Source organism: Amycolatopsis marina, assembly GCF_900111885.1.
Classification (GTDB): domain Bacteria; phylum Actinomycetota; class Actinomycetes; order Mycobacteriales; family Pseudonocardiaceae; genus Amycolatopsis; species Amycolatopsis marina.
The window spans coordinates 145,376-169,451 of the sequence record NZ_FOKG01000009.1 but is presented as its reverse complement, the minus strand read 5'-3'; the positions used below and the strand labels follow the sequence as shown (position 1 = coordinate 169,451).

Annotated in this window: 17 protein-coding genes and 1 riboswitch; of the genes, 12 read left to right on the top strand and 5 right to left on the bottom strand. The window is 69.7% G+C overall.

What is annotated here, in order from left to right; all coding sequences use genetic code 11:
* Positions 1–19: 19 nt before the first annotated feature.
* The 5 genes from BM199_RS16715 to BM199_RS35095 all read left to right on the top strand — a co-directional run bounded on the left by BM199_RS16715 (position 20) and on the right by BM199_RS35095 (position 6,143).
* Positions 20–808 (top strand): LLM class F420-dependent oxidoreductase, encoded by a 789-nt coding sequence (locus BM199_RS16715; protein WP_091674272.1) that lies wholly within the window; start codon positions 20–22, stop codon positions 806–808.
* A gap of 83 nt (positions 809–891) precedes the next feature.
* Positions 892–3,687 (top strand): helix-turn-helix transcriptional regulator, encoded by a 2,796-nt coding sequence (locus BM199_RS16710; RefSeq protein WP_091674149.1) that lies wholly within the window; start codon positions 892–894, stop codon positions 3,685–3,687.
* A gap of 151 nt (positions 3,688–3,838) precedes the next feature.
* Positions 3,839–4,675 (top strand): alpha/beta hydrolase family protein, encoded by an 837-nt coding sequence (locus BM199_RS16705; protein ID WP_091674271.1) that lies wholly within the window; start codon positions 3,839–3,841, stop codon positions 4,673–4,675.
* A gap of 156 nt (positions 4,676–4,831) precedes the next feature.
* Positions 4,832–5,752: an alpha/beta hydrolase gene (bdeA, locus tag BM199_RS16700; protein ID WP_483860447.1), complete on the top strand. Its 921-nt coding sequence runs from the start codon at positions 4,832–4,834 to the stop codon at positions 5,750–5,752.
* A 43-nt stretch (positions 5,753–5,795) separates the two neighbouring features.
* Positions 5,796–6,143, top strand: coding sequence for a hypothetical protein (locus tag BM199_RS35095; protein ID WP_218160351.1), 348 nt, complete (start codon positions 5,796–5,798; stop codon positions 6,141–6,143).
* Here the strand turns inward: BM199_RS35095 and BM199_RS16690 are convergent.
* A complete protein-coding gene (locus tag BM199_RS16690) occupies positions 6,112–6,495 on the bottom strand; it encodes an Rv2175c family DNA-binding protein (protein ID WP_091674147.1) in 384 nt (127 codons plus the stop codon). The two genes, BM199_RS35095 and BM199_RS16690, sit on opposite strands and share 32 nt — an antisense overlap.
* A 131-nt stretch (positions 6,496–6,626) precedes the next feature.
* On the opposite strand from BM199_RS16690, the gene BM199_RS16685 reads away from it, so the two are divergent.
* The 4 genes from BM199_RS16685 to BM199_RS16670 all read left to right on the top strand — a co-directional run bounded on the left by BM199_RS16685 (position 6,627) and on the right by BM199_RS16670 (position 12,010).
* The gene (locus tag BM199_RS16685) at positions 6,627–8,741 is read left to right on the top strand and encodes a Stk1 family PASTA domain-containing Ser/Thr kinase (protein ID WP_091674146.1); all 2,115 of its coding nucleotides are present in this window, start codon (positions 6,627–6,629) and stop codon (positions 8,739–8,741) included.
* A gap of 42 nt (positions 8,742–8,783) precedes the next feature.
* Positions 8,784–9,401 carry a helix-turn-helix transcriptional regulator gene (locus BM199_RS16680; RefSeq protein ID WP_091674145.1) on the top strand — a complete coding sequence of 206 codons (618 nt, stop codon included), beginning with the start codon at positions 8,784–8,786 and terminating at the stop codon, positions 9,399–9,401.
* Positions 9,398–10,528 (top strand): aminotransferase class I/II-fold pyridoxal phosphate-dependent enzyme, encoded by a 1,131-nt coding sequence (locus BM199_RS16675; protein ID WP_091674144.1) that lies wholly within the window; start codon positions 9,398–9,400, stop codon positions 10,526–10,528. Before BM199_RS16680 ends, BM199_RS16675 begins: the two co-directional genes overlap by 4 nt.
* 147 nt (positions 10,529–10,675) lie before the next feature.
* Positions 10,676–12,010 carry a wax ester/triacylglycerol synthase family O-acyltransferase gene (locus tag BM199_RS16670; RefSeq protein ID WP_091674143.1) on the top strand — a complete coding sequence of 445 codons (1,335 nt, stop codon included), beginning with the start codon at positions 10,676–10,678 and terminating at the stop codon, positions 12,008–12,010.
* A gap of 43 nt (positions 12,011–12,053) precedes the next feature.
* On the opposite strand, the gene BM199_RS16665 is transcribed toward BM199_RS16670, so the two are convergent.
* The 4 genes from BM199_RS16665 to gltB form a co-directional block, all read right to left on the bottom strand.
* Positions 12,054–13,445, bottom strand: a complete 1,392-nt coding sequence (locus BM199_RS16665; protein ID WP_091674142.1) for a class II 3-deoxy-7-phosphoheptulonate synthase — start codon at positions 13,443–13,445, stop codon at positions 12,054–12,056.
* 86 nt (positions 13,446–13,531) lie between these two features.
* Positions 13,532–14,506: a trypsin-like serine peptidase gene (locus BM199_RS16660; protein WP_177242646.1), complete on the bottom strand. Its 975-nt coding sequence runs from the start codon at positions 14,504–14,506 to the stop codon at positions 13,532–13,534.
* A gap of 203 nt (positions 14,507–14,709) precedes the next feature.
* Positions 14,710–16,218 carry a glutamate synthase subunit beta gene (locus BM199_RS16655; protein ID WP_091674141.1) on the bottom strand — a complete coding sequence of 503 codons (1,509 nt, stop codon included), beginning with the start codon at positions 16,216–16,218 and terminating at the stop codon, positions 14,710–14,712.
* The gene (gene gltB, locus BM199_RS16650) at positions 16,211–20,803 is read right to left on the bottom strand and encodes a glutamate synthase large subunit (protein WP_091674140.1); all 4,593 of its coding nucleotides are present in this window, start codon (positions 20,801–20,803) and stop codon (positions 16,211–16,213) included. Before gltB ends, BM199_RS16655 begins: the two co-directional genes overlap by 8 nt.
* 258 nt (positions 20,804–21,061) lie before the next feature.
* A riboswitch (cobalamin riboswitch) is annotated at positions 21,062–21,189 on the top strand.
* An 82-nt stretch (positions 21,190–21,271) separates the two neighbouring features.
* Here gltB and BM199_RS16645 point away from each other — a divergent pair.
* Genes BM199_RS16645 through BM199_RS16635 form a run of 3 tightly spaced genes read left to right on the top strand, consistent with a single transcriptional unit; the run spans position 21,272 to position 24,076 of the window.
* Positions 21,272–22,249, top strand: coding sequence for an ABC transporter substrate-binding protein (locus BM199_RS16645; protein ID WP_091674139.1), 978 nt, complete (start codon positions 21,272–21,274; stop codon positions 22,247–22,249).
* 1 nt (position 22,250) lies between these two features.
* Positions 22,251–23,294 (top strand): FecCD family ABC transporter permease, encoded by a 1,044-nt coding sequence (locus BM199_RS16640; RefSeq protein WP_245788404.1) that lies wholly within the window; start codon positions 22,251–22,253, stop codon positions 23,292–23,294.
* Positions 23,291–24,076: an ABC transporter ATP-binding protein gene (locus tag BM199_RS16635; protein WP_091674138.1), complete on the top strand. Its 786-nt coding sequence runs from the start codon at positions 23,291–23,293 to the stop codon at positions 24,074–24,076. The genes BM199_RS16640 and BM199_RS16635 overlap by 4 nt, the downstream gene beginning before the upstream one ends.

The following is a 24,076-nucleotide window of genomic DNA, read 5'->3' as shown; positions in this document are numbered from 1 at the left end:
TCTCGATACCCTGGTGATCATGACCTCAGCAGCCACCAGGCCGGTCCGGATCGGACTGCAGCTCCAGCCCCAGCACGCCGACTACGCCACCATCCGGCGCGCCGCTGCGCAAGCCGAAGAACTCGGCGTCGACATCCTCTTCAACTGGGACCACTTCTACCCGCTCAGCGGCGAGCCAGAGGGCAAGCACTTCGAGTGCTGGACCATGCTCGGCGCGTGGGCGGAGGCCACCAGCCGGGTCGAGATCGGCGCGCTGGTCACCTGCAACAGCTACCGCAATCCCGAACTGCTCGCCGACATGGCCCGCACGGTCGACCACATCAGCGACGGCAGGCTCATTCTCGGCATCGGCGCGGGCTGGTTCGAGAAGGACTACGAGGAGTACGGCTACGAGTTCGGCACGGCAGGCGGCAGGATCGACGACCTCGCCCAGGCGCTCCCGAGGATCGAGAACCGGCTCGCCAAGCTCAACCCGGCGCCCACCCGCAAGATTCCGGTGCTGATCGGCGGCGGCGGGGAGAAGAAGACCCTCAAACTGGTCGCCAGGCACGCCGACATCTGGCACGGCTTCGGTGAGGTGGAGACCGCCACACGCAAGGTGCGGATCCTCGACGAGCACTGCGCGGACGTCGGGCGCGACCCGGCCGAGATCGAGCGTTCCGTGGGAGTGGAGGAGTCCCCCGAGAAGTCCGCGGCGCAACTGCACGACCTCGGGATCACGATGTTCACCGTGGCCACGGGCGGTCCGGACTACGACTTCGGCCTGCTTCGTGAGTGGCTCGCCTGGCGGGACGAGCAGAACGGCTGACAGAGCGGCTGAGGACCGCGCCGGGGCGAACTCCCGACGGACAGCGGATGACACCGGGTGGGCGGGCAGTCACACTGTCGCCCATGGTGGCCACCGGGATGGACACGCGGGCAGATCCACTTCCTGCCGTGTTCGGCCGCGCCAGGGAGCTCGCCCGGCTGACCGGCCTGGTCGACCGCGCCCGTGAAGGGCACGGCAGCGCCGTCGTGCTCCTCGGCGAAGCGGGATCCGGCCGCACGGCACTGCTGGACGCACTCCACCCTGCCGCGCCGGCGACGCGGGTACTGGACACGTGCGGGGTCGGATCCGAGTCCGCACTGCCGTTCGCCGGGCTGCACCGGTTGCTCCTGTCGATGCCCACGGACGTGTCGCGGCTGCCCCCGCCCCTTCGGCGCTCCCTCGCCCCCGCGCTCGGCCCCACCGGACCCACGGGCCCTGCTTCGGGTATCGACGACTTCGGCCTGCACGCCGCCTTCCACCACCTGCTCACCGAATCGGCGGAACCGAACAGCGTGACCGTCTGCCGGGTCGACGACGCACACCTGCTCGACCACGCCTCGCTGTCCGCGCTGGCGTTCACCGCACGCAGGCTCGCCGGCACCCGCACCGTGCTGGTCTTCACCGCGGAGCAGGGTCCAGAGTGGACCGGCGCCGACCTGCTGGACCGGATTCCCCGGCTGCGTCTGCGGGCACTGGACGACGACGCGGCCGAGGCGATTCTGCGCGACCGCCTCCCCTACGACCTCGGCTCCGAGCGCAGTGGACAGTTGCTCGATCTGTGCTGCGGCAACCCACTGGCGCTGACCGAGGTCGCCGAGGCGCTGGACATCGAGGGAGCGGGAGCGCTCACGGCGCTGCCCCGGTCCCTGCCCGCGAACAGCAGGTTGCGGCGCTCGGTCCGGCGCAGGCTGCTCCGGCTCTCCTCCGACGCCCGCAGGGTCGTGGCGATGGTGGCCGCCGACGGCGCGCTCGACCTCGACGTCCTGCTGTCCGCGTCGGCCAAGGCGGGAATCGCACCCGACGGCCTCGACGAGGGACGCCAGGCCGGACTGCTGGTGGTGACCGACGGCGTCGTGCGGGTACGGGGACGCCTGCTGGACGGGGTGCTGCGTGCCGAACTCGACCTCGGCGAGGCACAGGAGGCACACCGGCTGCTCACCGACGTCGCCAACCCCGAGACGGACAGGTACCGCTGGACCTGGCACAGGGCCGCGCTGGCGAGCACGGACGCCGCTGGAATCGCCACGGAACTCGATCATGCCGCGGCGCTGGCACGGGAGTCCCACGACTATCTCGCCTCCTCCAGGGCGAGCGAGCGCGCGGCCGTACTCGGCGCTCCCGGCGAGGAGCGGGCGCGGCGGCTGATCTCGGCATCGGCCGACTACTGGGCCGCGGGACGCCCGCGCCGCTGCAGAGCCCTGCTCAGGGAGGCCGAACCGCTGGCCAGATCGGCCGGACTGCGCGGAGCCGCCGCCCTGCTCAACGGGGAGATCGAACTGCGCAGTGGTTCCCCGGCCGCCGCCGCCAGCGATCTGCTCGTCACGGCCCGGCAGTTCGCGGGCACGCACCGCTCGCTGGCGGTCGAGACCCTCGTGCTCGCGGGTGAGGCGAACTGCGTGGCCGGGGACAACGCGGGGTACTGCGCCACGGCCGAGGACGCGGCGCGGTTGCGCACCAGTGACGAAGCACCTGCGACGGGGCTGGTGCTCGACCACTTCGCGGGGATGGCCGCGACCTTCCGCGGCGAGCACGGCAAGGCCGAGGGAGCGCTGCGCCGGGTGGTGGCGTTCGCCGACGCCACCGACCATCCCGTGGCCAAGATCCTCGCCAGCCAGGCCGCCTACACCCTCGGTGAGTCCTCGACAGCACACGAACTGGCCCTGCGCGCGGTGACCCATGCCCGTGCCACCGGAGACCAGACCCAGGTCCCGTGGGCGATGGTCTACGCCTCGCTGGCCGCGCTGCTCTCCGACCGGTACTCCGCGGCGGCCAGCAGTTCACTGGAGGGTCTGCGTACGGCTCAGGCGCTCGGCCAGCGCAACTGCGCGATCGACCACCTCTGCATCCTCGCGCTGCTGTCGGCGTTGCAGGGTGATCACGAGACCGCGGCGGTCCGGCTGGACGCGGCCGCCCACGGTGTCGCCGAGCGGGGGCTCGGCAGGCCGAGCGCGTTCGGTTCGTGGGCGGCGGCCTGCGCCGACCTCGCGGTGGGCCGCCCCGCCGACGCGCTGGACCGGCTGCGACTGCTGTCCTCCGGCGAGAACCACCGGTATTCCTCGATCCGGGCAATGGCGATACCGCACTTCGTCGAGGCGGCGGTCCGCTGCGGCGAGCGGCGCAGGGCCGAGCGGGCACTCGGCTCGTTCGACAGTTGGGCAGGCAGCACGGGAGGACCAGCGCGGCGCGCCCTCGCGCACCGTTGTCACGCCCTGCTCGCGGACTCCGCCACGGCCGCGGCGGAGCACTACCTCGAGGCGATCCGGCTGCATCGCAACAGCAACACGAGCTTCGAACTGGCCAGAACCGAGCTGTTCTACGCGCACCAGTTGCGCCGCGACCGGAAACCGGGTCAGGCGAGGGAGTACCTGCGGGAGTCGCTGAAGATCTTCCAGGGCGCCGGCGCGCGGTACTGGGTTCACCGCACCCAGGCCGAACTGCGGGCGTGCGGTGATCCGGTGCGTGGCGAAAGTTCCCCTGCCACAACGGATCTGACTCCCCAACAGTCGGAGATCTCCCGGCTTGTCGCCGAGGGCGCGACCAACAGGGAGATCGCGACGCAGCTGTTCATCAGTCACCGGACCGTCGACTATCACCTGCGCAACATCTTCGCCAAGCTCGGCGTCCGCTCTCGTGTGGAACTTGCCAAATTGTTCCGCTGAGGGATATTCGAACCGTTCTCCGGGCCAACGGACGACTTTCACGTGCCGATAATTCCGTGCTGCCATCACCGCCATCGGCACCGGAAACGGAGACAACGACGTGACTCCCGCCCACACCTCCCGCACCAGGCGGCTGCTGTGCACAGCGGCCATGACCCTTTCCCTCACCGCGGCCGGTCTCACCACCGCACCCGCACTGCAGGCACAGGACAATCCGTACGAGCGAGGCCCGAACCCGACCGTGGCGAGCATCGAAGCGGCCACCGGCCCGTTCGCGGTCGAACGGACGACCGTTCCGGCCTCGGTGAGCGGGTTCGGCGGCGGGACCATCTACTATCCGACGAGCACCAGCGAGGGCACCTTCGGCGCGGTCGCCATAGCGCCGGGCTTCACCGAGAGCCAGTCGGCCACCAGCTGGTACGGGCCGCGGCTCGCGTCCCAGGGCTTCGTCGTGTTCACCATCGACACCAACGGCATCTTCGACTTCCCCGACGACCGGGGCAGGCAGCTTCTCGCCGCACTCAACCATCTGGTGCGGTCCAGCCCGGTGCGGGATCGGGTCGACCCGGACCGGCTCGGGGTCATGGGGCACTCGATGGGCGGCGGCGGCGCGCTGTCGGCGGCGAACAGCACGCCCGCACTCCAGGCGGCCATCCCGCTGACCGGCTGGCACACCACGACGAACTGGGCAGGACTCCAGGTTCCGACCCTCGTCATCGGCGCCGAGAACGACTTCATCGCGTCTGTCAGCGGGCACTCGGAGCCCTTCTACGAGAGCATGCCGCCCACGCTGGACAAGGGCTACCTGGAGCTGGCCGGTGCCAGCCACTTCGCGCCGAACTCGTCCAACACCACGATCGCGAAGTACAGCATCTCCTGGCTCAAGCGGTTCATCGACAACGACACCCGCTACGAGCAGTTCCTCTGCCCCGCCCCCGATGACCGCACCATCTCCGAGTACCGCGACACCTGCCCCCACTCCGGCTGACCGTCACCCGCTCGGCTACCGGGCAGTAAGGACTGGTGGTTTCACCGATACGCGACGCGGGTCCGCCACGCAGAATCGAACTACTCCGGTACCGGTTCCCCTTCCCATCCCGCCGGTCCGGGTCGTGATGTCCCCTGCGAACAGGAGTACAAAGTCGTGTCTCCACGGACCACTTTCGCGGACCGAGTCCGCTCGTCCCGCCCCTCACGCGGCACCAGAATCATGACCGCCATGACCATGGCGGTCGCCGTGGCAGGCGGCAGCCTGGCAGGCGCCTCGACGGCTCAGGGCGCCGAGAACCCGTACGAACGTGGCCCTGCCCCCACCGAGTCCAGCATCGAGGCCTCTCGCGGCTCCTTCGCCACCTCGCAGACCAGCGTCTCGTCGTTCTCCGTCCGCGGCTTCGGCGGCGGCACGATCTACTACCCGACCAGCACCAGCCAGGGCACCTTCGGCGCCGTGGCGATCGCCCCCGGATTCACCGCGAGCCAGTCCAGCATGAGCTGGTACGGCCCACGTCTCGCGTCCCAGGGCTTCGTCATCTCCACCATCGACACCAACAGCCGCTACGACCAGCCCGCGAGCCGGGGTGACCAGTTGCTGGCCGCGCTGGACTATCTGGTGGAGGACAGTTCGGTCCGTAGCCGGATCGATTCGAGCAGGCTCGGGGTCATGGGGCACTCGATGGGCGGCGGCGGCTCGCTGGAGGCCGCCTCCGATCGGCCCAACCTGCAGGCCGCGATCCCGCTCACGGCGTGGAACACCGACAAGACGTGGAGCGAGGTCCGGGTGCCGACCATGATCATCGGTGCCGAGAACGACTCCGTGGCCTCGGTGAACTCACACTCGATCCCGTTCTACAACAGCCTTTCCGCCAGTCTGGACAAGGCCTATCTGGAACTGGACAACGCCAGCCACTTCGCGCCGAACTCGTCCAACACCACGATCGCGAAGTACAGCATCTCCTGGCTCAAGCGGTTCATCGACAACGACACCCGCTACGAGCAGTTCCTCTGCCCCGCCCCCGATGACCGCACCATCTCCGAGTACCGCGACACCTGCCCCCACTCCGGCTGAGTCAGAACGCGGCAGCTCACCGCGGCCCACCGCCTCCCCGGCGGTGGGCCGCCACGCGGAGGCGCACGGCCCGCCGGGCACCTGCTGCCGCTCCGCCAGCGGCACCGCGAGCGCCAGACCACAGCTCACCGCCCTGTTCGCGATCCGCCACCGCGAGGCACCAGACGGGCTCAGGTCGCAGATCTTCACCACGGGCGCCAGCGTGAAGATCAACGGGTTCGCGGCGGGCTCCGCGCTTGCCGGACCACTGGCCGCCCACTCGCTCGGCACCGGCCTGCTAGCTGCCGCGTTCGTCGAGTGCTTTGCGGTGCTGGTCTTTCTCGCCTGCGGAATCGACGGCTGTGACGTCCAGACGCCTTTTAGAACGCCATCGCCTGCGCGCGCCGCTTGACCTCGGTGCCGTGGTTGGTGCGCAGGGCGTTGATCGGCGTGGTGCCGGGCAGCGTCTCGTCGGCCTCGAAGAGCCAGCGCAGCATCTCGGTCCGGCCGTACCCGGCGTCGGACAGCACGGTGACGGTGCCGGCCAGGCCCTTCACCAGCCCGTCCTTGCCGAGGTTGCCCTCCATGAAGAAGTCCGCGGGCACGTACAGCTCGCCGTCACGACGGATCGCGATCAACTGGCCTTCACGCAGCAACTGCCGCACCTTGTTCATCGAGAGACCGAGGGTCGTGCCCACCTCGGTCAGCGAAAGGACGGCTACGTCGGCGCCAAGCACATCATCAGCGACAGGGATCGCACTCACACCTCCTACCTTGCCATATCCGCCCGCGTACGACCCAGTCGCGCTCTGCGCGGCACGGCGGGGCGGCCGGGCACCGCTTGCCGCGCGAGGTCGGGTCCACAGAGCGCTTCCTCTTCCGTAGGATTCGCCCTGTGACACGCACGGACACGAGCCTCATCGGGGCGCTGCTGGACCGGCGCTACCGGGTCGACAGCCTGCTGGCCCGGGGTGGCATGTCGGCCGTGTACCGCGGCGTGGACACACGGCTCGACCGGCCGGTGGCGATCAAGGTCATGGATCGTCAGTTCGCCGACGACCGCTCCTTCGTCGAGCGCTTCGAACGAGAAGCCCGCTCGGCCGCACGGCTGCATCACCCACATGTGGTCGCCGTGCACGACCAGGGAGTGGACAGTCCGGGCGGGTCGGAACCCGCCCCGGACGGCGAGGGATCGAGCCGCGCGTTCCTGATCATGGAACTTGTCGACGGCGGCACCTTGCGCGACCTGATGGACGATCAGGGCCCGCTGGACCTGCACCTGGCGCTGAGTGTCATCGAGCCCGTGCTGGCCGCACTGTCCGCCGCGCACGCGGCCGGGCTCGTACACCGGGACGTGAAACCGGAGAACGTGCTGATCGGGCGGTCCGGCGGTACCGGGTCCGGCGTGGTCAAGGTGGGCGACTTCGGCCTGGTCCGCGCGATGGCCAGCGCCGGGACCACCAGCTCCAGCGTCATTCTCGGCACCGTCGCCTACCTTTCCCCCGAGCAGGTCACCACCGGTTCCACGGGCGCACGCGGTGACGTGTACTCCGCGGGAATCCTGCTCTACGAGATGCTGACCGGGCAGGCTCCCTACACCGGCGACACCGCCATCTCCGTGGCCTACCGCCACGTGAACGACGACGTTCCCGCGCCGAGCACGGTGCGCCCCGGTATCCCACCCGCGGTGGACAGCCTGGTGCTGCGCGCGACCCGCAGGGATCCGCAGTCCCGGCCCGCCGACGCGGCCGCCTTCCTGGCCGAGGTGAACCGGATACGCACCGAACTCGGCATCGAGCCCGTACCGGTCCCGGTACCCGCCGCCGCCGAAGCGCAGACAGTGACCGCGGTCCCGGCGATGCCCGCCGATCCCGAGGCCACAACCGTCACCCCCGCGGTCGCGCCGGTCGCCATTCCGGACGCTGAACGGACGGTTCCCGCGTTCGCACCCGTGGCCCGCAGGCCAGAGCAGCCAGGTCCGCGCGGCACCATGGCGCTGAGCAGGGCTGAAGCGGGCCTTCCCCCGGCCGAGCCGACCGCACCGGCCCAGCGAGCCCAGCAGGGCGGCGCACCCCCACAGCCACCGACGAAGAACACCCGCTCCGCGGACCAGCCGCGCCGGAGCAACCGCTGGATCGCCCTGTGGGTCGTCGTCGGCCTTCTGCTGGTCGGCGGGATCGGTACCGGCATCTGGTGGTTCAACGGCGGCCGCTGGGTCACCGTGCCCGACGTCGCGGGCCTGCAGGAGTCGGCGGCCGAGACCGCCATCCGCGAAGCCCAGCTCGTCCCCACCATCAGCAGGGAGCGGCACAACTCCGCGCCCATCGGCACGGTCATTCGCAGCGACCCGGGCACCGGCGCCGAAGTCCTGATCGACGAAGCGGTCACCCTTGTCGTCTCCGCCGGACGACCCACCGTGCCTGCCGTGGAACCCGGAACGCCTCCCGAACAGGCCGAGCAAGCCATCCGGGAAGCGCAGCTGGAACCTCGCAGGGACCCGAACGCCGACGCCTTCAGCGCCGACGTACCCGAGGGCACCGTACTCAGTCTTTCGCCGAACCCGGGCACTCCCGCCAATATCGGCGACTCCGTCACCATCGGCCTTTCCAAGGGACCACCTCCGACACCGGTTCCGGACGTCACGGGACAGAGCAAGGACGACGCGTTCAAGGCCCTCACCGACGCCGGGTTCGAGCCCTTCGAGGCAGGCGCGGAATTCTCCGAGGACGTGCCCGCGGGCAGCGTCATCCGGACGGACCCCGGCGCGGGCACCACGGGCGAGCAGCGGGTCGGGGTGTACCTGTCCAACGCGGTCGAGGTACCGATGGTGCTGGGGCGATCGCTCGAGGACGCGGTGAAGATACTCGGCGAGGCCGGCCTCGAGCCCGACGTCAAGGGCGGCGGAGAAGGCCGGGGCAACCGGAGGTTCAGTTTCGTGGTCGACCAGGACCCCTCCCCCGGCACCAAGGTCAAGCAGGGCAGCAAGGTCAAGATACGCACCATCCCGTAACGGGCTGGACAACAAGTCCAGACTGGACATACTGTCCATGCCGTGGATGCGCGTGTCCGGCGATGGGGACCTGTCGCCGAAGCGGTGAGCAGGCTGCTGGCCCCGCACGCCGAGGTCGTGCTGCACGACGCCGGGACCGACAGGGTGCTCCGGATCTGGCACCCGCTCACACCGCGGGCGCCGGGCGAGGCGTCGCTACTCGGCGATCTCGACGGGCACGACGACGGCGATGTGCACGGCCCGTACGAGAAGCTGCTGGCCGACGGACGGCGCCTGTCGAGTGTGAGTGCCGTGCTGCGCGACGACACGGGCGCGCCCGAGGTCGTGCTGTGCGTCAACCTGGACCGGACTCCGCTGGAACAGGCTGCGGCCGTGCTGTCCGGCTTCGGCGCACCGGTGACCGAACGTCCCGGCGCGCTCTTCGAGCAGGACTGGGCCGACCGGATCGAGCGCATGGTCGGGGCCTTCGTGCGCGAACGCGGACGGCCTGTCGGGAAGTTGAGCCGAGACGAACGCCGGGAACTGCTGACCGACCTGGACGAGGCCGGGTTGCTCGCCGTGCGCAGGTCCGCCCCTGTCGTGGCCCGCGCGCTCGGTGTTTCCCGTTCGACGTTGTACTCACTGCTGGCCGACCTGCCCTCACGGAGGAGCTCCGCATGACGACGCTGCCCGAATTCCGGCTCGAAACGCACTTCTCCCGCTGGGAGTTCACGGCCGAACACCACCTCACCGCGTCCGACGCGGAAACGGTCAGCATGCGCGACCTGCTCGCGCTCGCCGACGACGGTGACCGGCAGGCGTGGGAGGAACTGCGGCTCGGCTACACCGAGACGTTCGGTGATCCCGACCTGCGCGCGGCCATCGCGGCCACCTACGAAAAGATCGAACCAGACGAGGTGATCTGCTTCGCGGGTGCGGAAGAGGGCCTGTACCTGGCCATGCACGCACTGCTCGGCTCCGGGGACCACGCCGTGGTGCTCACACCGAACTACCAGGCGGCCGAGACCGTCCCGCTCTCCCTGTGCGAGGTCACCGGCGTCGCACTGGACCCCGACCGGGACTGGGCGCTCGACCTCGACGCGGTGCGGGCGGCACTGCGGCCGAACACCAGGGTCGTTTCGGTGAACTTCCCACACAACCCGACCGGTGCGGTCCCCACCCGCGAGGTGTTCACCGAACTCGCCGCGCTGTGTGACGAGCGGGGCATCCACCTGTTCAGCGACGAGGTCTACCGCGGGCTCGAGACGGACCCGGACCGGACGCTACCGCAGGCCGCGGACTTCTCGCCGAAGGCGCTCTCGCTCAACGTCGTGTCCAAATCGCTCGGTCTGCCGGGGCTGCGGATCGGCTGGATCGCCTGCGGGGACCGAAAACTGCGCGCCAGGCTGGAGCGGGCCAAGCACTACACCTCGATCTGCAACGCCGCCCCGAGCGAGGTGCTGGCCCGGATCGCGATCAAGTCCAGGGAGACCCTTCTGTCGCGCAACCGCGACATCATCACCGCGAATCTGCCGTTGTTCCAGGAGTTCTTCACCGAGTTCGCCGAGTTGTTCGACTTCCGGCCACCGCAGGGCGGTTGCGTCTGCTTCCCCCGCTATCTCGGTGCGGACGGCGTCGAATCGTTCTGCCGCGACCTGGTGACCGAGGCCGGGGTACTGCTCCTGCCCGCGAGCCTCTACGTCTCGGAACTCACCGCGACACCGACCGACCGGTTCCGGATCGGCCTCGGCAGACTCGGCCCGGAACCAGGGCTGCGGGCGTTCGCCGACTGGCTGCGGAAGCGATGACACAGCGGCGGCCCGTTCGAGTGAACCGGGCCGCCGTTATCTGGGAGGTAACACCGCGACCACGCTACGGTCATCTGGTTCTGTTGCAGTGAAAGGGATTCCTGGCGCAGCGGCCGGACACCTCAGACACCCCTCCCGGAGGCCGAGATGCACGGTGCCCAACTGAGCCCACTGGACGTCGCGTTCCTGTGCCTGGAAAGCAGGACGACGCCGATGCACATGGGGGCGGTCGCGGTGTTCGGGGCGCACGGGCAGGTCGATCCGGAACGGCTGCTGGCGTTACTGACCGCACGAGCGGTGCGGATTCCGCGGCTAAGGGTGCGAGTCCGGCACAGCCGCTCGCCGCTGGGTGGGGCCAACTGGGAGGACGATCCCGGGTTCGACCCGGCACGGCACATGGAAACGCACCGGCTGTCCACCCTCTACGAGGAGGACCCGCTGGCCGCGCACGCCGCACGCTGGCTCGCGCCGCCGTTGGATCTGCACCGGCCGCTGTGGCGGCTGCAGGTGGTCACCGGACTGCCCGACGGCTCGTTCGCCCTGTTGCTCAAACTGCACCACGCGCTCACCGACGGCACCGGCGCGGTGACCGTCGCACTCGGCCTGCTCGACGAGGTGCCTGCCCTGGGCCGTACGCCGGCGCAGACCCCCGGACCGGTCAAGCGGAAGTCCTTTGTGGATAGCCTACTGGAGAATCCGTTGTCCCACGCGTCGGCGACGGTGGGCAAGGCGGCCGAGTCGGCGGGGATCGCGGGATCGGTGCTGCTCGCCGCGCGGCCGTACCCGGTGTCGCCGATCGCCACCGCGAACTCGACCAGTCGCGAACTCGGGTTCGCCACCCTCGACACGGCTGATGTCCGGCGAGTTCGCGCCGCACATGGCGGGACCACCAACGACGTCGTGCTGGCAGTGCTGGCCGGCGCGCTGCGCACGTGGCTGCGCAACCGGGGCAGGCGTCCCGAGAACGGGCCGTTGCGTGCGCTCGTGCCGGTCAGCGTCCGGGCGCGGGAGGCCGAGGGGAAGGGCGGCAACCTGCTCTCCGGATACCTTTCCGACCTGCCGGTGGAGCTCGACGATCCGGTCGAGCGGCTGCGCGCGGTCCGGCGTTCGATGGATCGCAACAAGGCCGCGGGCCCGGTTCGGGGAGCGGGTGCGCTGCCGGTGCTCGCGGGCCGTGTCCCCGCCGGGATGCACAAGCTGGCGGCACGGTTCGCCGGACAGGCGGCACCCCTGCTGTTCGACACGGTGGTGACAAACGTGCCGCTTCCGGGTATCCCGCTCACCCTCGACGGCGCGAAGCTGCGGCGGGTGTACCCGTTCGTGCCACTCGCGCCACACCATTCGGTCGGTGTGGCGGTCTCCAGCTACCGCAAGTCGATCCACATCGGACTACAGGCGAACGGCGACGCCGTCGCCGACCTCGGCTCGCTCACCGACGCCATCGGCAAGTCCCTCGCCGAACTCCTCAACACCTGCCCGTGACCGCACTTTCCCGGGAAAGTGCGGTCTCGCTTGGGCACGCGAGTCAGGCGCGCAGCATCTCCGCGACGAGGAACGCCAGTTCCAGGGACTGCTGGGTGTTCAGCCGGGGGTCGCAGGCGGTCTCGTAGCGGCCGGACAGGTCCAGGTCGGAGATGTCCTGCGCGCCGCCGAGGCACTCGGTGACGTCCTCGCCGGTGAGTTCGACGTGGATACCACCGGGATACGTCCCGAGCTTGCGGTGCACCTCGAAGAAGCCCTGCACCTCGTCCACGATCCGGTCGAAGTGCCGCGTCTTGTATCCGGTGGAGGCCTCGTGCGTGTTGCCGTGCATCGGGTCGCACTGCCAGATGACCTTGTGCCCGGAACTCTCCACCTTCTCCACAATGGCGGGCAGCACCTCCCGCACCTTGCCGTTGCCCATGCGGGAGATCAGGGTCAGCCTGCCCGGCTCGTTGCGCGGGTCGAGCCGCTGCACGTACTCCACGGCCTGCTCCGGCGTGGTCGTCGGGCCGATCTTCAGCCCGATCGGGTTGGACAGCAGCTCGGCGAACGCGATGTGCGCACCGTCGAGCTGACGGGTGCGCTCACCGATCCAGAGGAAGTGGGAGGAGAGGTTGTACAGCTTCGGATTGGCGGCATCCGCGTTGTCCAGCCGCAGCATGGCGCGCTCGTAGTCGAGCAGCAGCGCCTCATGGCTGGAGAAGATCTCGGTGGAGTGCAGCGACGTGTCGGTGACCCCGCACGCGGACATGAACCGCAGACCCCTGTCGATCTCGGCGGCCAGTGCCTCGTAGCGCTCGCCCGCCGACGACGTGGCCACGAAGTCCTTGTTCCAGTCGTGTACCTGGGCCAGGTCGGCCATCCCGGCGCCGGTCAGCGCCCGCACGAGGTTCATCGCCGCCCCCGCGTTGGCGTAGGCGCGGATCATCCTGCCCGGGTCGGGCACCCGCAGCGCGGGCTCCGCCGCCAGCGAGTTCACGATGTCGCCGCGGTACACCGGCAGGCCGAGCGCGTCGGTGGCGTTCGACCGCGGCTTGGCGTACTGACCCGCGATCCGGCCGACCTTCACCACGGGCAGGCTCGCACCGTAGGTGAGCACGACGGCCATCTGCAGCAGCGTCCGCAGGTTCGCCCTGATGTGCGGCTCGGTGTTGGACTCGAACGTCTCCGCGCAGTCCCCACCCTGCAGCAGGAACGCCTCGCCACGGGCGACCATCGCCAGCCGGTCGCTCAGCCGGTCGATCTCCGGGGGGACGGTGATCGGCGGCACGCTCTCCAGGACGGTGCGTACGCGCGACGTGGCGTCGGCGTCCGGCCAGTCCGGCTGCTGGGCGGCAGGCCGGGACAGGGCATCGTCCAGTCGCGTGCGCAGCTCGGGCGGAAGCGGCGGTAGCTCGGGAAGGGCATCGATGGGGACGTCCACAGTCCAGTTCACAGCACCCAGGATAGGGTGCGATCCCCGTTGCCGGTCAGTGGGACGTACTTCTCACTTGCTGGAAGTCCGGGCTGTGGCGGGCCACCCTATGCCGCCTGCGCCTCCTCGTAGAGATTCTGTGCGTCGGCGCCGAAGTAGGGACCGAACATCACTCCTGGCAGGAAGGTGTAGCCGAAGCTGTTCACCGAGTTCTGCAACCCGGTGCCGGTCGTCTCGTCGAAGCCGAGGAACCACGGCCCGCCGCTGGAGCCGCCGGTCATATCGCAGTCCATTCCGTGATCCCTGGTGAGCAGGAAGTCGGTGAATGTGCTGCCACTGCAGTAGATCAGCAGAGATCCGTCGTAGGGATCGGCCGCGGGATAACCGAAGGTGTACATGTTCTGGTTGCGCTGCTGATTGAAGGCGATGCCCTGCGCTCCCACCACATCGGTCAGGTACGCCCCGTCGAGCTGGTTCAGCACCGCGGCCCCGACGTCGTAGTTCATGTCCTCACTCGCCTCCCACTGGGGTGTGGTGAGGGTCTGGGCCGCCGCCCACTCGCCGAACGGGGCCGCGCCGTTGTCATATCCCGGTACGAAGATCCAGTTCGTGTGCCAGCTGCCCTGGTACTTCACGCAGTGCCCGGCCGTCATCACGACGCTGCGGTTCGCGCTGGTCACGGCATTGCCGCTGCACGAGGCCCGTTGCCCGTCGAAGCTGAAGAACACCCGGCCCGCCGTCGACGTCACGGCTCCGCCACCGGTCCACTGGTCTCCGGTGCTCGGCATCGCCGCGGCGCCCGCGATCGCGGGCGCGGTCGTCGGCTCGACCACCGTGGCGGGACCCCGCGCGACCTCGCGCAGCGTTCCCGCGGCCGAGGACAGCAATTGCCGCATCGGTATCGCCGATCGCATGTCCTCCGCGGTCCAGAAGTCGGTCACCGCCTGTGCCGCGGCGGCATCCGCGGCCGCGCTGTGCACGGCGACGTCCGCGGTTTCCGCGGTGGCGCTCGGAATGAGAACCGTGCTCGAAAGGGTGGCGGCAGCCAGTGCGGCCAGTGACACCCGGAACGAACGCTTCATGACGCCTCACCTCTGACCGGCGCCGCCATCACCGCCGGCCGATTGCAGGGACAGTGAATTGTCGGAATTAGAGGTTCTACTGAACGTAATTAACCGACTACTGTCGATCAATCGGCCATTTGGCAGCTGATTCGCCCTTGAGCTGTGCCAGATGGAGCAATCCGGGCCCTGGAACTGCCAACTCGGGCGCCGGAAGTGCGAAGTCAGATGACGGCTAGGGGGAGGGATGTCGGGTGGACCGGGGACGGGAGGTCTGACGCGCCGGTCAGGTGGCGGTCTACGGCCGCGGCCGCCGAGCGGCCTTCGGCTATCGCCCAGACGACCAGTGAGGCGCCGCGGTGGGCGTCGCCGCAGACGAAGACATCCGGTGCGCTCGTCTGCCAGTCGGTTCCGCAGGACAGGGTGCCGCGGGTGGTCAGCGTCAGGTCGAGGTCGTCGAGCAGGCGCATCCGCTCGACGCCCTCGAAACCGATCGCGAACAGCACCAGATCGGCGGGCAGCACCTCGACCTCGGCATTGACCGCCACGACCTCGCGCAGTCCCGTCGCCGGATCCTTTCGCACCCGCACGTGCTGCAGCTCGATCGCGCGCACCCGGCCGTCGGCATCGCCGACGAACCGCTTCACCGCGACCCCGAAGACGCGTTCCCCCGTCTCCTCATGCACCGGATAGGTGCGCAGGACGTACGGCCACGTGGGCCACGGCGACCGCTCATCGTCGCGTGTGGACGGTGGCAGCGGGTACTGGTCGAGCTGGGTCACCGACAGCGCACCCTGCCGGATCGCCGTGCCGTAACAGTCCGCTCCGGTGTCCCCACCGCCGATGATGACCACATGCTTTCCCTCGGCACTGATCGACGGCGGTCCGTCACCCTCGCATGTCTTGTTCGCCGGGACCAGATGTTCCATCGCCAGGTGGATTCCCGACAGTTCGCGTCCCTGCGTCGTGGTGTCGTCCCGCCCGCGCAGTGCGCCGACAGCGAGCACCACCGCGTCGTACTGCGCACGCAGGTCCTCGACGGTGAGATCGACGCCGACCTCGCAACCGGTGACGAACTGGGTGCCCTCCTCACGCAGCTGCGCCAGCCTGCGGTCGAGCACCTTCTTCTCCATCTTGAACTCGGGGATGCCGTAGCGCAGCAACCCGCCGAGCCGGTCGTCCCGCTCGAACACCGTCACGTCATGACCCGCGCGGGTCAGCTGCTGCGCGGCGGCGAGCCCCGCCGGTCCCGAGCCGACCACCGCGACGTGCTGTCCCGTGGACAACGAGGGCAACTCGGCCCGGACGTCACCGGACTCCCAAACCTGGTCCGCGATCGTCGCCTCGACCCGCTTGATGGCCACCGGGCCGCCGGACTCCGGCGAGATGGACAGCACACACGCGGCCTCGCACGGGGCCGGGCAGAGCTTTCCGGTGAACTCGGGGAAGTTGTTGGTGGCGTGCAACCGCTCCCCCGCCGCCGCCCAGTCGCCACGACGCACCAGGTCGTTCCACTCCGGAATCAGGTTGCCGAGCGGGCAGCCCGCGGTTCCCGAGTGACAGAACGGGATACCGCAGTCCATACACCGCGTGGCCTGTACCCGTACGGCCTCGTTGCGCCGCTGCGGATCGGTGTCGGCGTAGACCTCGTGCCAGTCGTGGACCCGCTCGTCCTTCGGCCGCTTGGGCGGTTCCTGCCTGTCGTGCTTGAGAAAGCCGGTCGGATCAGCCACGAGCCGCCTCCATCATCGCCTCGTCGACGTCGCGGCCGGCCGCCCTCGCTGCGGTCGCGGCGGCCAGCACCCGCTGGTAGTCGCGGGGCATGACCTTGGTGAACGCCGCACCACGCCGGGTCCAGTCCCCCAGCAGGGAAGCGGCGACGGCGGAGCCGGTCTCCTCCCGGTGCCGTTCGACGATCTCCTTGAGCCAGGCCAGATCCTGGGCCTCGGGGGTAAGCAGTTCGACCATCTCTCCGTTCACCTGACCCGGGTCGAGATCGAGTACGTAAGCCACCCCGCCGGACATCCCGGCGGCGAGGTTGCGGCCGGTCGGGCCGAGCACGACCGCCCGGCCACCGGTCATGTACTCGAATGCGTGGTCGCCGACGCCTTCGGCGACCACGATCGCGCCGGAGTTGCGGACGCAGAACCGCTCGCCGACCTGACCGCGCAGGAACAACTCGCCGCCGGTCGCACCATAGGCGATCGTGTTGCCCGCGATGACCTGCTGCTCGGCCGCGAACGGCGCCTCCGGGTCGGGCCGGACGATGACGCGTCCGCCGGACAGTCCCTTGCCCACGTAGTCGTTGGCGTCACCGATCAGGTCCAGCGTCACCCCGGACGGCAGGAAAGCGCCGAGGGACTGACCCGCCGAGCCGGTCAGCGTGACCCGGATGGTGTCGGCGGGCAGCCCGGCACTGCCGAACCGCCGGGTGATCTCCGAACCCAGCAAGGTGCCGACGGTCCGGTTCACGTTGCGCACGGGCAGCTCGATGGTCACCGGGTGGGCGTCCTCCAGCGCGGCCTCGGCCAGCTGGATGAGCGTGCGGTCCAGCGCGTGGTCCAGGCCGTGGTCCTGCTCGCGAACCTTGCGCCGGGAACCGCCGTACGGACTGGCCGTCGGCAGGTCGAAGATCGGCGCGAGGTCGAGACCGTCCGCCTTCCAGTGCTCGACGGCCTCGTCGGTGTCGAGCACGTCCGCCCGCCCGATGGCCTCGTCGAGGCTGTGGAAGCCCAGTGCGGCCAGGGTTTCGCGTACCTCCTGCGCGACGAACCGGAAGAAGTTCACGACGTGCTCCGCCTGCCCGGTGTAGCGCTTGCGCAGTTCCGGGCTCTGCGTGGCCACCCCGACGGGGCAGGTGTCGAGGTGACACACCCGCATCATGATGCAGCCGACCACGATCAGCGGGGCGGTGGCGAAGCCGTACTCCTCCGCACCGAGCAGTGCCGCGACCACCACGTCCCGCCCGGTCTTCATTCCGCCGTCGACCTGGACCGTGATGCGGTCCCGCAGCCCGTTGAGCAGCAGGGTCTGCTGCGTCTCGGCGAGGCCGATCTCCCACGGCGTACCGGCGTGCTTCAGCGAGTTCATCGGTGACGCCCCGGTGCCGCCGTCGTGGCCGGAGATGAGGACGACGTCGGCATGTGCCTTCGACACCCCCGCGGCCACTGTGCCGACACCGAGCGAGCTGACCAGCTTGACGTGGATCCTGGCCCGCTCGTTGGCGTTCTTCAGGTCGTGGATCAGCTGGGCGAGGTCCTCGATGGAGTAGATGTCGTGGTGCGGTGGCGGGGAGATCAGGCCGACGCCCGGCGTGGAGTGCCGGGTACGGGCGATCCAGGGGTACACCTTGTTCGGCGGGAGCTGCCCGCCCTCGCCCGGCTTGGCTCCCTGCGCCATCTTGATCTGGATGTCGTCGGCGTTCACCAGGTACTCACTGGTGACCCCGAACCGTCCGCTCGCGACTTGCTTGATCGCGCTACGACGCTGCGGATCGTAGAGGCGCTCAGCGTCCTCTCCGCCCTCACCGGTGTTGGAGCGGCCGCCGATCTGGTTCATGGCGATGGCCAGAGTCTGGTGCGCCTCCATCGAGATGGAGCCGTAGGACATGGCACCGGTGTTGAACCGGCGGCAGATGGACTCCACCGACTCGACCTCGTCCACCGGGATGGGCGGGCGCTGGCCGGTGCGGAAGGAGAACAGTCCGCGCAGGGCCCCGCCCTCGCGGTTCAGCCGGTGCACCTCGTCCACATAGGCCCGGTAGGCCTCGTCCCGCCTGGTCTTGCTGGCGTGCTGCAACAGGAACACGGTCTCCGGGGTGAACAGGTGCAGTTCGCCCTCCCGCCGGTAGGCGTACTCGCCGCCGGTCTCCAGTCCGCGGTGCACCCGCGCGCTGGGGTTGTCCGCGTAGGCCTTCCGGTGCCGCAGTGCGACCTCCTCGGCCAGCACCTCGAGGCCGACTCCGCCGAGCTTCGAGGTCGTGCCGGTGAAGTACTCGTCGAGCACGTCCTGGGAGAGCCCGAAGGACTCGAAGGCCTGCGCGGCGGTGTAGGCGCCGACGGTCGAGATCCCCATCTTGGACATGATCTTCAGGACACCCTTGGCGAGTGCCGCGACGTAGTTGCGGATCGCCTTCCCCGCCTCGATGCCGGTGATGGCGTCCTGGCCGATCATGTCCTCGATGGACTCGAATGCGAGATACGGGTTGACCGCCGCGGCACCGTAACCGAGGAGCAGGGCGATGTGGTGCACCTCGCGGGCGTCGCCGGTCTCCACCACCAACGCGACCCGCAGCCGCTCCTTGGTCCGCACCAGGTGGTGGTGCACGGCGGAGACGAGCAGCAGCGACGGGATCGGTGCGAGCCGGTGATCGGAGTCCCGGTCGGACAGGACCAGCGTGCGCGCCCCCGCGGCGATGGCCTCGGAAGCCTCCCGCCGAATCCGCTCGACGGCCGCGGCGAGGGCGTCCCCACCACCGTCCACTTCGAACAGCCCGGACAGGACGGCGCAGGAGAATCCGGGGAGGTCGCCGTCGTCGTTGACGTGGATGAGTTTCGCGAGTTCGTCGTTGTCGATCACTGGACAGGACAACTGGATGTGCCTGCAGGAGGCGGGGCCGGGTTCGAGGAGGTTCTGTTCCGGGCCCATGATCCGGCTCATCGACGTGACCAGCTCCTCGCGAATCGCGTCCAGCGGCGGATTGGTCACCTGCGCGAAGTTCTGCTTGAAGTAGTCGTAGAGCAGCCGGGATCGCTTGGACAGCACGGCGGGCGGGGTGTCGGTGCCCATCGAGCCGATGGGTTCGGCACCGCGCTCGGCCATCGGTCCGAGCAGGATCTTCAACTCCTCCTCGGTGTACCCGAACGACAGCTGGCGGCGCAGCACCGAGGCATGCGTCTGCACGATGTGGTCCCGCTCGGGCAGCTCGGACAGCGAGAGGAGCCCGGCGTGCACCCACTCGTCGTAGGAGCGCTCCGCGGCGAGACCCGCCTTCACCTCGTCGTCGTCGACGATCCGGCCCGCCTCGGTGTCCACGAGGAACATCCGGCCAGGACGCAACCGCCCCTTGGCGACCACGTCCCGCGGTTCGATGTCGAGCACCCCGGCCTCGCTGGCCAGCACCACCCTGTCATTCGCGGTCTGCCACCAGCGGGCAGGCCGGAGACCGTTGCGGTCGAGCACGGCCCCCACCAGGGTCCCGTCGGTGAAGGTGACACAGGCAGGGCCGTCCCACGGTTCCATCAGGCTCGCGTGGAACTGGTAGAAGGCCCGGCGCGCCGGGTCCATCGTGGCGTGGTTCTCCCACGCCTCGGGGATCATCATCAGCACGGCGTGCGGCAGTGACCGGCCACCGAGATGGAGCAGTTCGAGCACCTCGTCGAACGACGCGGAGTCGGACGCCTCCGGTGAGCAGATGGGGAACAGCCTCGTCAGATCGCCGCGAAGCACCCCGGACTCGAGCAAGGCCTCCCTGGCCCGCATCCGGTTGCGGTTGCCCCGAATCGTGTTGATCTCGCCGTTGTGCGCGACGAACCGGAACGGGTGCGCGAGCGGCCACGAGGGGAACGTGTTGGTGGAGAACCGGCTGTGCACCAGGGCGATGGCACTGGTCAGCCGCTCGTCGGTGAGGTCGGGGAAGAACCGCGCGAGCTGTACCGGGGTGAGCATGCCTTTGTAGACCAGGGTTCTGGCCGACAGCGAGGGAAAGTAGACGCCCTCCGCGTGCCCGCCCGCTCTCGGCGTTCCCGGCAGCTCGGCGTGCTCGACCCGCTTGCGCAGGCAGAACGCCAGCCGGTCCAGTTCGAGGCCGGCCGGTCGCGACCCGTCGGTGCCCGGCGCGCCCGCGACGAACAACATCGCGAAATGCGGCATCACCGACCTCGCTGTGGGGCCGATGTCGGCGCCCTCGGTGTCGGTCGGGACGTCGCGCCAGCCGAGGACGTCGAGGCCCTCCTCCCTGGCGATGCGTTCCACCAGGTCGATGGCCTCGGCGCGGAGCCGCTCCTCGGCGGGCAGGAACGCGATCCCGGCGGCGTAGGAGTGCGCACCGGACTCGTCCGGTGCGGGCAGATCGAACGGCACCTCGCTGCGCAGCAGGGCGTCGGGCAGCTGGAGCAGGATGCCGGCACCGTCGCCGCTGGTCGGCTCTGCCCCGGAAGCGCCGCGGTGGTCCAGGTTGATCAGCGCCGAAATACCGTCGATCACGATTCCGTGTGACCGCCGGCCGCGGACGTCGGCCACCATCGCGACACCGCAGGAGTCCTGCTCAGTGCCGGGATCGTAAAGGCCGCGCCTGCCTGGATTGGCGGAGAAGATCATGGGGGACCTCCTGCGTCGTCTTCGTGCTCGTTCCACTGTGCACGGGACGACGATGGCCCGCTCGTGAGCGCGACCTTAACACCCCGGAAACACAGCGGCACCCACTCAGAATAAGGATTCAGTCCGGTGGACTGTAACGATCTGGATGCTGTGAACGTCAGCGTTCAGCTGCCACTGGAGCACGTTCGGTCCGCTGCCCACTGCGCATACCCGATCGGGTGGACCTGTCCAGCATAGCCGGACGTCCGCGCTGGTAACGTCCACCTGGCGCGAAACGGCAGCGAAGTCCGGTGCGATTCCGGCGCTGTCCCGCAACTGTGATGGCCCGGCCACTCCTCGTGAGTTCCGGGCCGAGCCAGGTCGCCTGCCGCTCGCCGACGCCACCCGCCTCCGGCGCAGGGGTGCGGCGTCCAGGACCGTCTCCGGCGGTCGGGCGCGGCCTCGCGCCACCGATCAGTCGAGGTCACCATGTCTGTTTCCGCCCTGCGACGGTACGCGCCGCGGCGACGCCCCCGCACCACCGCCGTCCTCACCGCACTCCTGCTCGGCGTGTCCACCCTCGCCGGCTGCGCGGACCGGGAGGACAGCGCCCCACAGGAGGCGGACGACGCCGGTAGCTTCCCGGTCACGGTGCAGGCCGACGGCGCGCCCTCGGTGACGATCGAGCAGCGGCCCGGCCGGATCGTCTCGCTCTCGCCGTCCGCGACGGAGACCCTGTACGCGGTCGGCGCGGGTGAGCAGGTTGTCGCGGTGGACGATCAGTCCACGTACCCGGAGCAGGCGCCACGCACGGACCTCTCCGGGCTGAACGTGGACCCCGAGGCGATCCTCTCGCACAACCCGGATCTGGTCGTGGTCTACGCCGACGCGGACAACAAGCTCGCCGAGACGCTGGGCAAGGCCGGCGCCCAGACGCTGGTGCTGCCCGACGCCACGAGCCTGGACGCCGCCTACGCGCAGTTCGAACTGGTCGGCAAGGCCACGGGCCACGCGGACGAAGGCGCCGATCTGGCCAGGCGGACCAGGGAGGAACTGGACAAGATCGTCGCCGACACCCCGAAACCCGAGCAGCCGCTGAGCTACTTCCACGAGCTGGACCCGACCTACTACACCGTCACCTCGGCCACCTTCATCGGCAGCGTCTACGACAGGTTCGGCCTGGTCAACATCGCCGACGGCGATGACCCGACGGCCTCGGGCGGCTATCCGCAGCTGTCGGCGGAGACCATCGTCGAGGCCGACCCGGACTTCGTCTTCCTCGCCGATGCCCAGTGCTGCGACCAGAGCCCCGAGACGGTCGCCAAGCGGCCCGGCTGGGACACGCTGAGCGCGGTCAGGGAGAACCGGGTGATCGTGCTCGACGAGGACGTCGCCTCGCGCTGGAGCCCCAGGGTCGTCGACTTCGCCCGCGCGGTGTCCGCCGCGGTCACCCCGGCGAGCAGCTGATTTGACCTCCGCCCGCACCCGAACCACCACCCGCCTGCGGCCCCGGACCCTGCTGATCGGCCTGCTGGTCCTGGTCACGGTCATGCTGCTGGCCCTGCTGATCGGCGCGGGCGATCTCGGCTGGCGCAGGGTGCTGGCGGAGATCGTCGCCCAGCTCAGCGGTGGCACGTCCCCGCTGAGTGCGCGGGAAGCCGCGATCGTCTGGGAGATCCGGCTGCCGCGAGTCGTGCTGGCCGGACTGGTCGGGGCGGCACTGGCGAGTTCCGGGGCGGCCTTCCAGGGCGTCTTCCGCAACCCGCTCGCCGATCCGTACCTGCTCGGCGCCGCCGCTGGAGCCGGAATGGCGGCGACCATGGTCGTGGTGCTCGCCCCAGCGGTGAGCGGCTGGGTGGTGGGACCGCTCCAGTTGGCCGCGTTCGCGGGCGCCCTCGGCGGGGTGGGCCTGAGCTGGGTGCTCGGCCGGTCCTCGGGTGGGACGGGCACGGCGACACTGCTGCTCGCCGGGGTGGCCGTCGCCTCGTTCCTCACCGCCGTGCAGACCTTCGTGCAGCAGCTCAACACCGAGACGATTCGGCAGGTGTACACCTGGACGCTCGGCGGCCTGAACATCAGCAGCTGGCACGAGGTGTGGCTCGCCCTGCCCTACATCGCCGCGTCCGCCGTGGTGCTCTGCCTCTGCGCGCGACTGCTCGACGTGCTGACCCTCGGCGACGCCGAGGCGTCCTCGCTCGGCGTGCGGCCGGGCCGCGTGCGGTTGCTGCTCCTCGTCGCGGCATCACTGGCGACGGCGGCAGCGGTGTCGGTGAGCGGGCTGATCGGTTTCGTCGGGATCGTGGTGCCCCACCTCGTGCGCATGCTGGCCGGCGCCTCCTACCGCGTCATCATCCCGATGTCGCTGATCGGCGGCGCCGCCTTCCTCGTGGTGGCCGACCACGTCGCGCGGACGATCATGCCCGGCGAACTCCCGCTGGGTGTGGTGACCGCGTTCGCCGGTGCGCCGTTCTTCGTACTGGTCCTGCGGACAGCGCAGGTGAGATCGCTGTGACCGCGCTGCGGCTGCGCGAGGTTCAGGCAGGCTACGCCGGAAAACCGGTGGTGCGCGGGGTTTCCCTCGACGTTCCGGTGGGTGGCTGGCTCGCGATCATCGGCCCGAACGGTGCGGGAAAGTCCACTTTGCTCAAAGCGATCGCGGGCATCGCGGACTTCGACGGCGACATCGTTTTGCACGACAAACCGGCGGCGGAGCTGTCGCACCGGGACCGGGCTCGCGAGGTCGGGTATTCGCCGCAGAACCCCGCGATGCCCGACGGCCTGACCGTCACCGACTACGTTCTGCTCGGCCGCACCCCGCATCTCGGCAGACTCGCAAGGGAATCCTCCCGCGATTTGTCCATTGTGGATGAGGTGTTGCATCGGCTCGATCTCGGCGACCTCGCGGGACGCCCGCTGCGCACGCTGTCGGGCGGGGAACGACAACGGGCCGTGCTGGCCCGGGTGCTCACCCAGCAGACCAGGCTGCTGCTGCTCGACGAGCCGACCACCGGACTGGATATCGGGCACGCGCAGGCACTGCTGGAGCGCCTCGACCGCCTGCGCCGCGAGGACGGGAGCACCGTCGTCACCACCCTGCACGACCTCACGTTCGCCGCGCAGTACGCCGACCAGCTGTTGTTGCTGGACGGCGGTGAGGTGGTCGCGGCGGGCACTCCCGCCGAGGTGCTCACCGCCGAGCGGCTCGCCCGGCATTACGACGCCACGGCGGAGGTGCTGTCGTCGGGGCAGGGTCATCCGGTGATCACCCCCGTTCGCCCCTTCCATAAAAAGTAG

What these genes read in the sequence shown, in the direction of transcription:
- BM199_RS16715 (WP_091674272.1), top strand. Translation starts at nt 20, where the DNA reads ATGACCTCAGCAGCCACCAGGCCGGTCCGGATCGGACTGCAGCTCCAG.
- BM199_RS16705 (WP_091674271.1), top strand. Translation starts at nt 3,839, where the DNA reads ATGACCCTTTCCCTCACCGCGGCCGGTCTCACCACCGCACCCGCACTG.
- BM199_RS16670 (WP_091674143.1), top strand. Translation starts at nt 10,676, where the DNA reads ATGCACGGTGCCCAACTGAGCCCACTGGACGTCGCGTTCCTGTGCCTG.
- BM199_RS16710 (WP_091674149.1), top strand. Translation starts at nt 892, where the DNA reads ATGGTGGCCACCGGGATGGACACGCGGGCAGATCCACTTCCTGCCGTG.
- gltB (WP_091674140.1), bottom strand. Translation starts at nt 20,803, where the DNA reads ATGATCTTCTCCGCCAATCCAGGCAGGCGCGGCCTTTACGATCCCGGC.
- BM199_RS16675 (WP_091674144.1), top strand. Translation starts at nt 9,398, where the DNA reads ATGACGACGCTGCCCGAATTCCGGCTCGAAACGCACTTCTCCCGCTGG.
- BM199_RS16645 (WP_091674139.1), top strand. Translation starts at nt 21,272, where the DNA reads ATGTCTGTTTCCGCCCTGCGACGGTACGCGCCGCGGCGACGCCCCCGC.
- BM199_RS16660 (WP_177242646.1), bottom strand. Translation starts at nt 14,506, where the DNA reads ATGAAGCGTTCGTTCCGGGTGTCACTGGCCGCACTGGCTGCCGCCACC.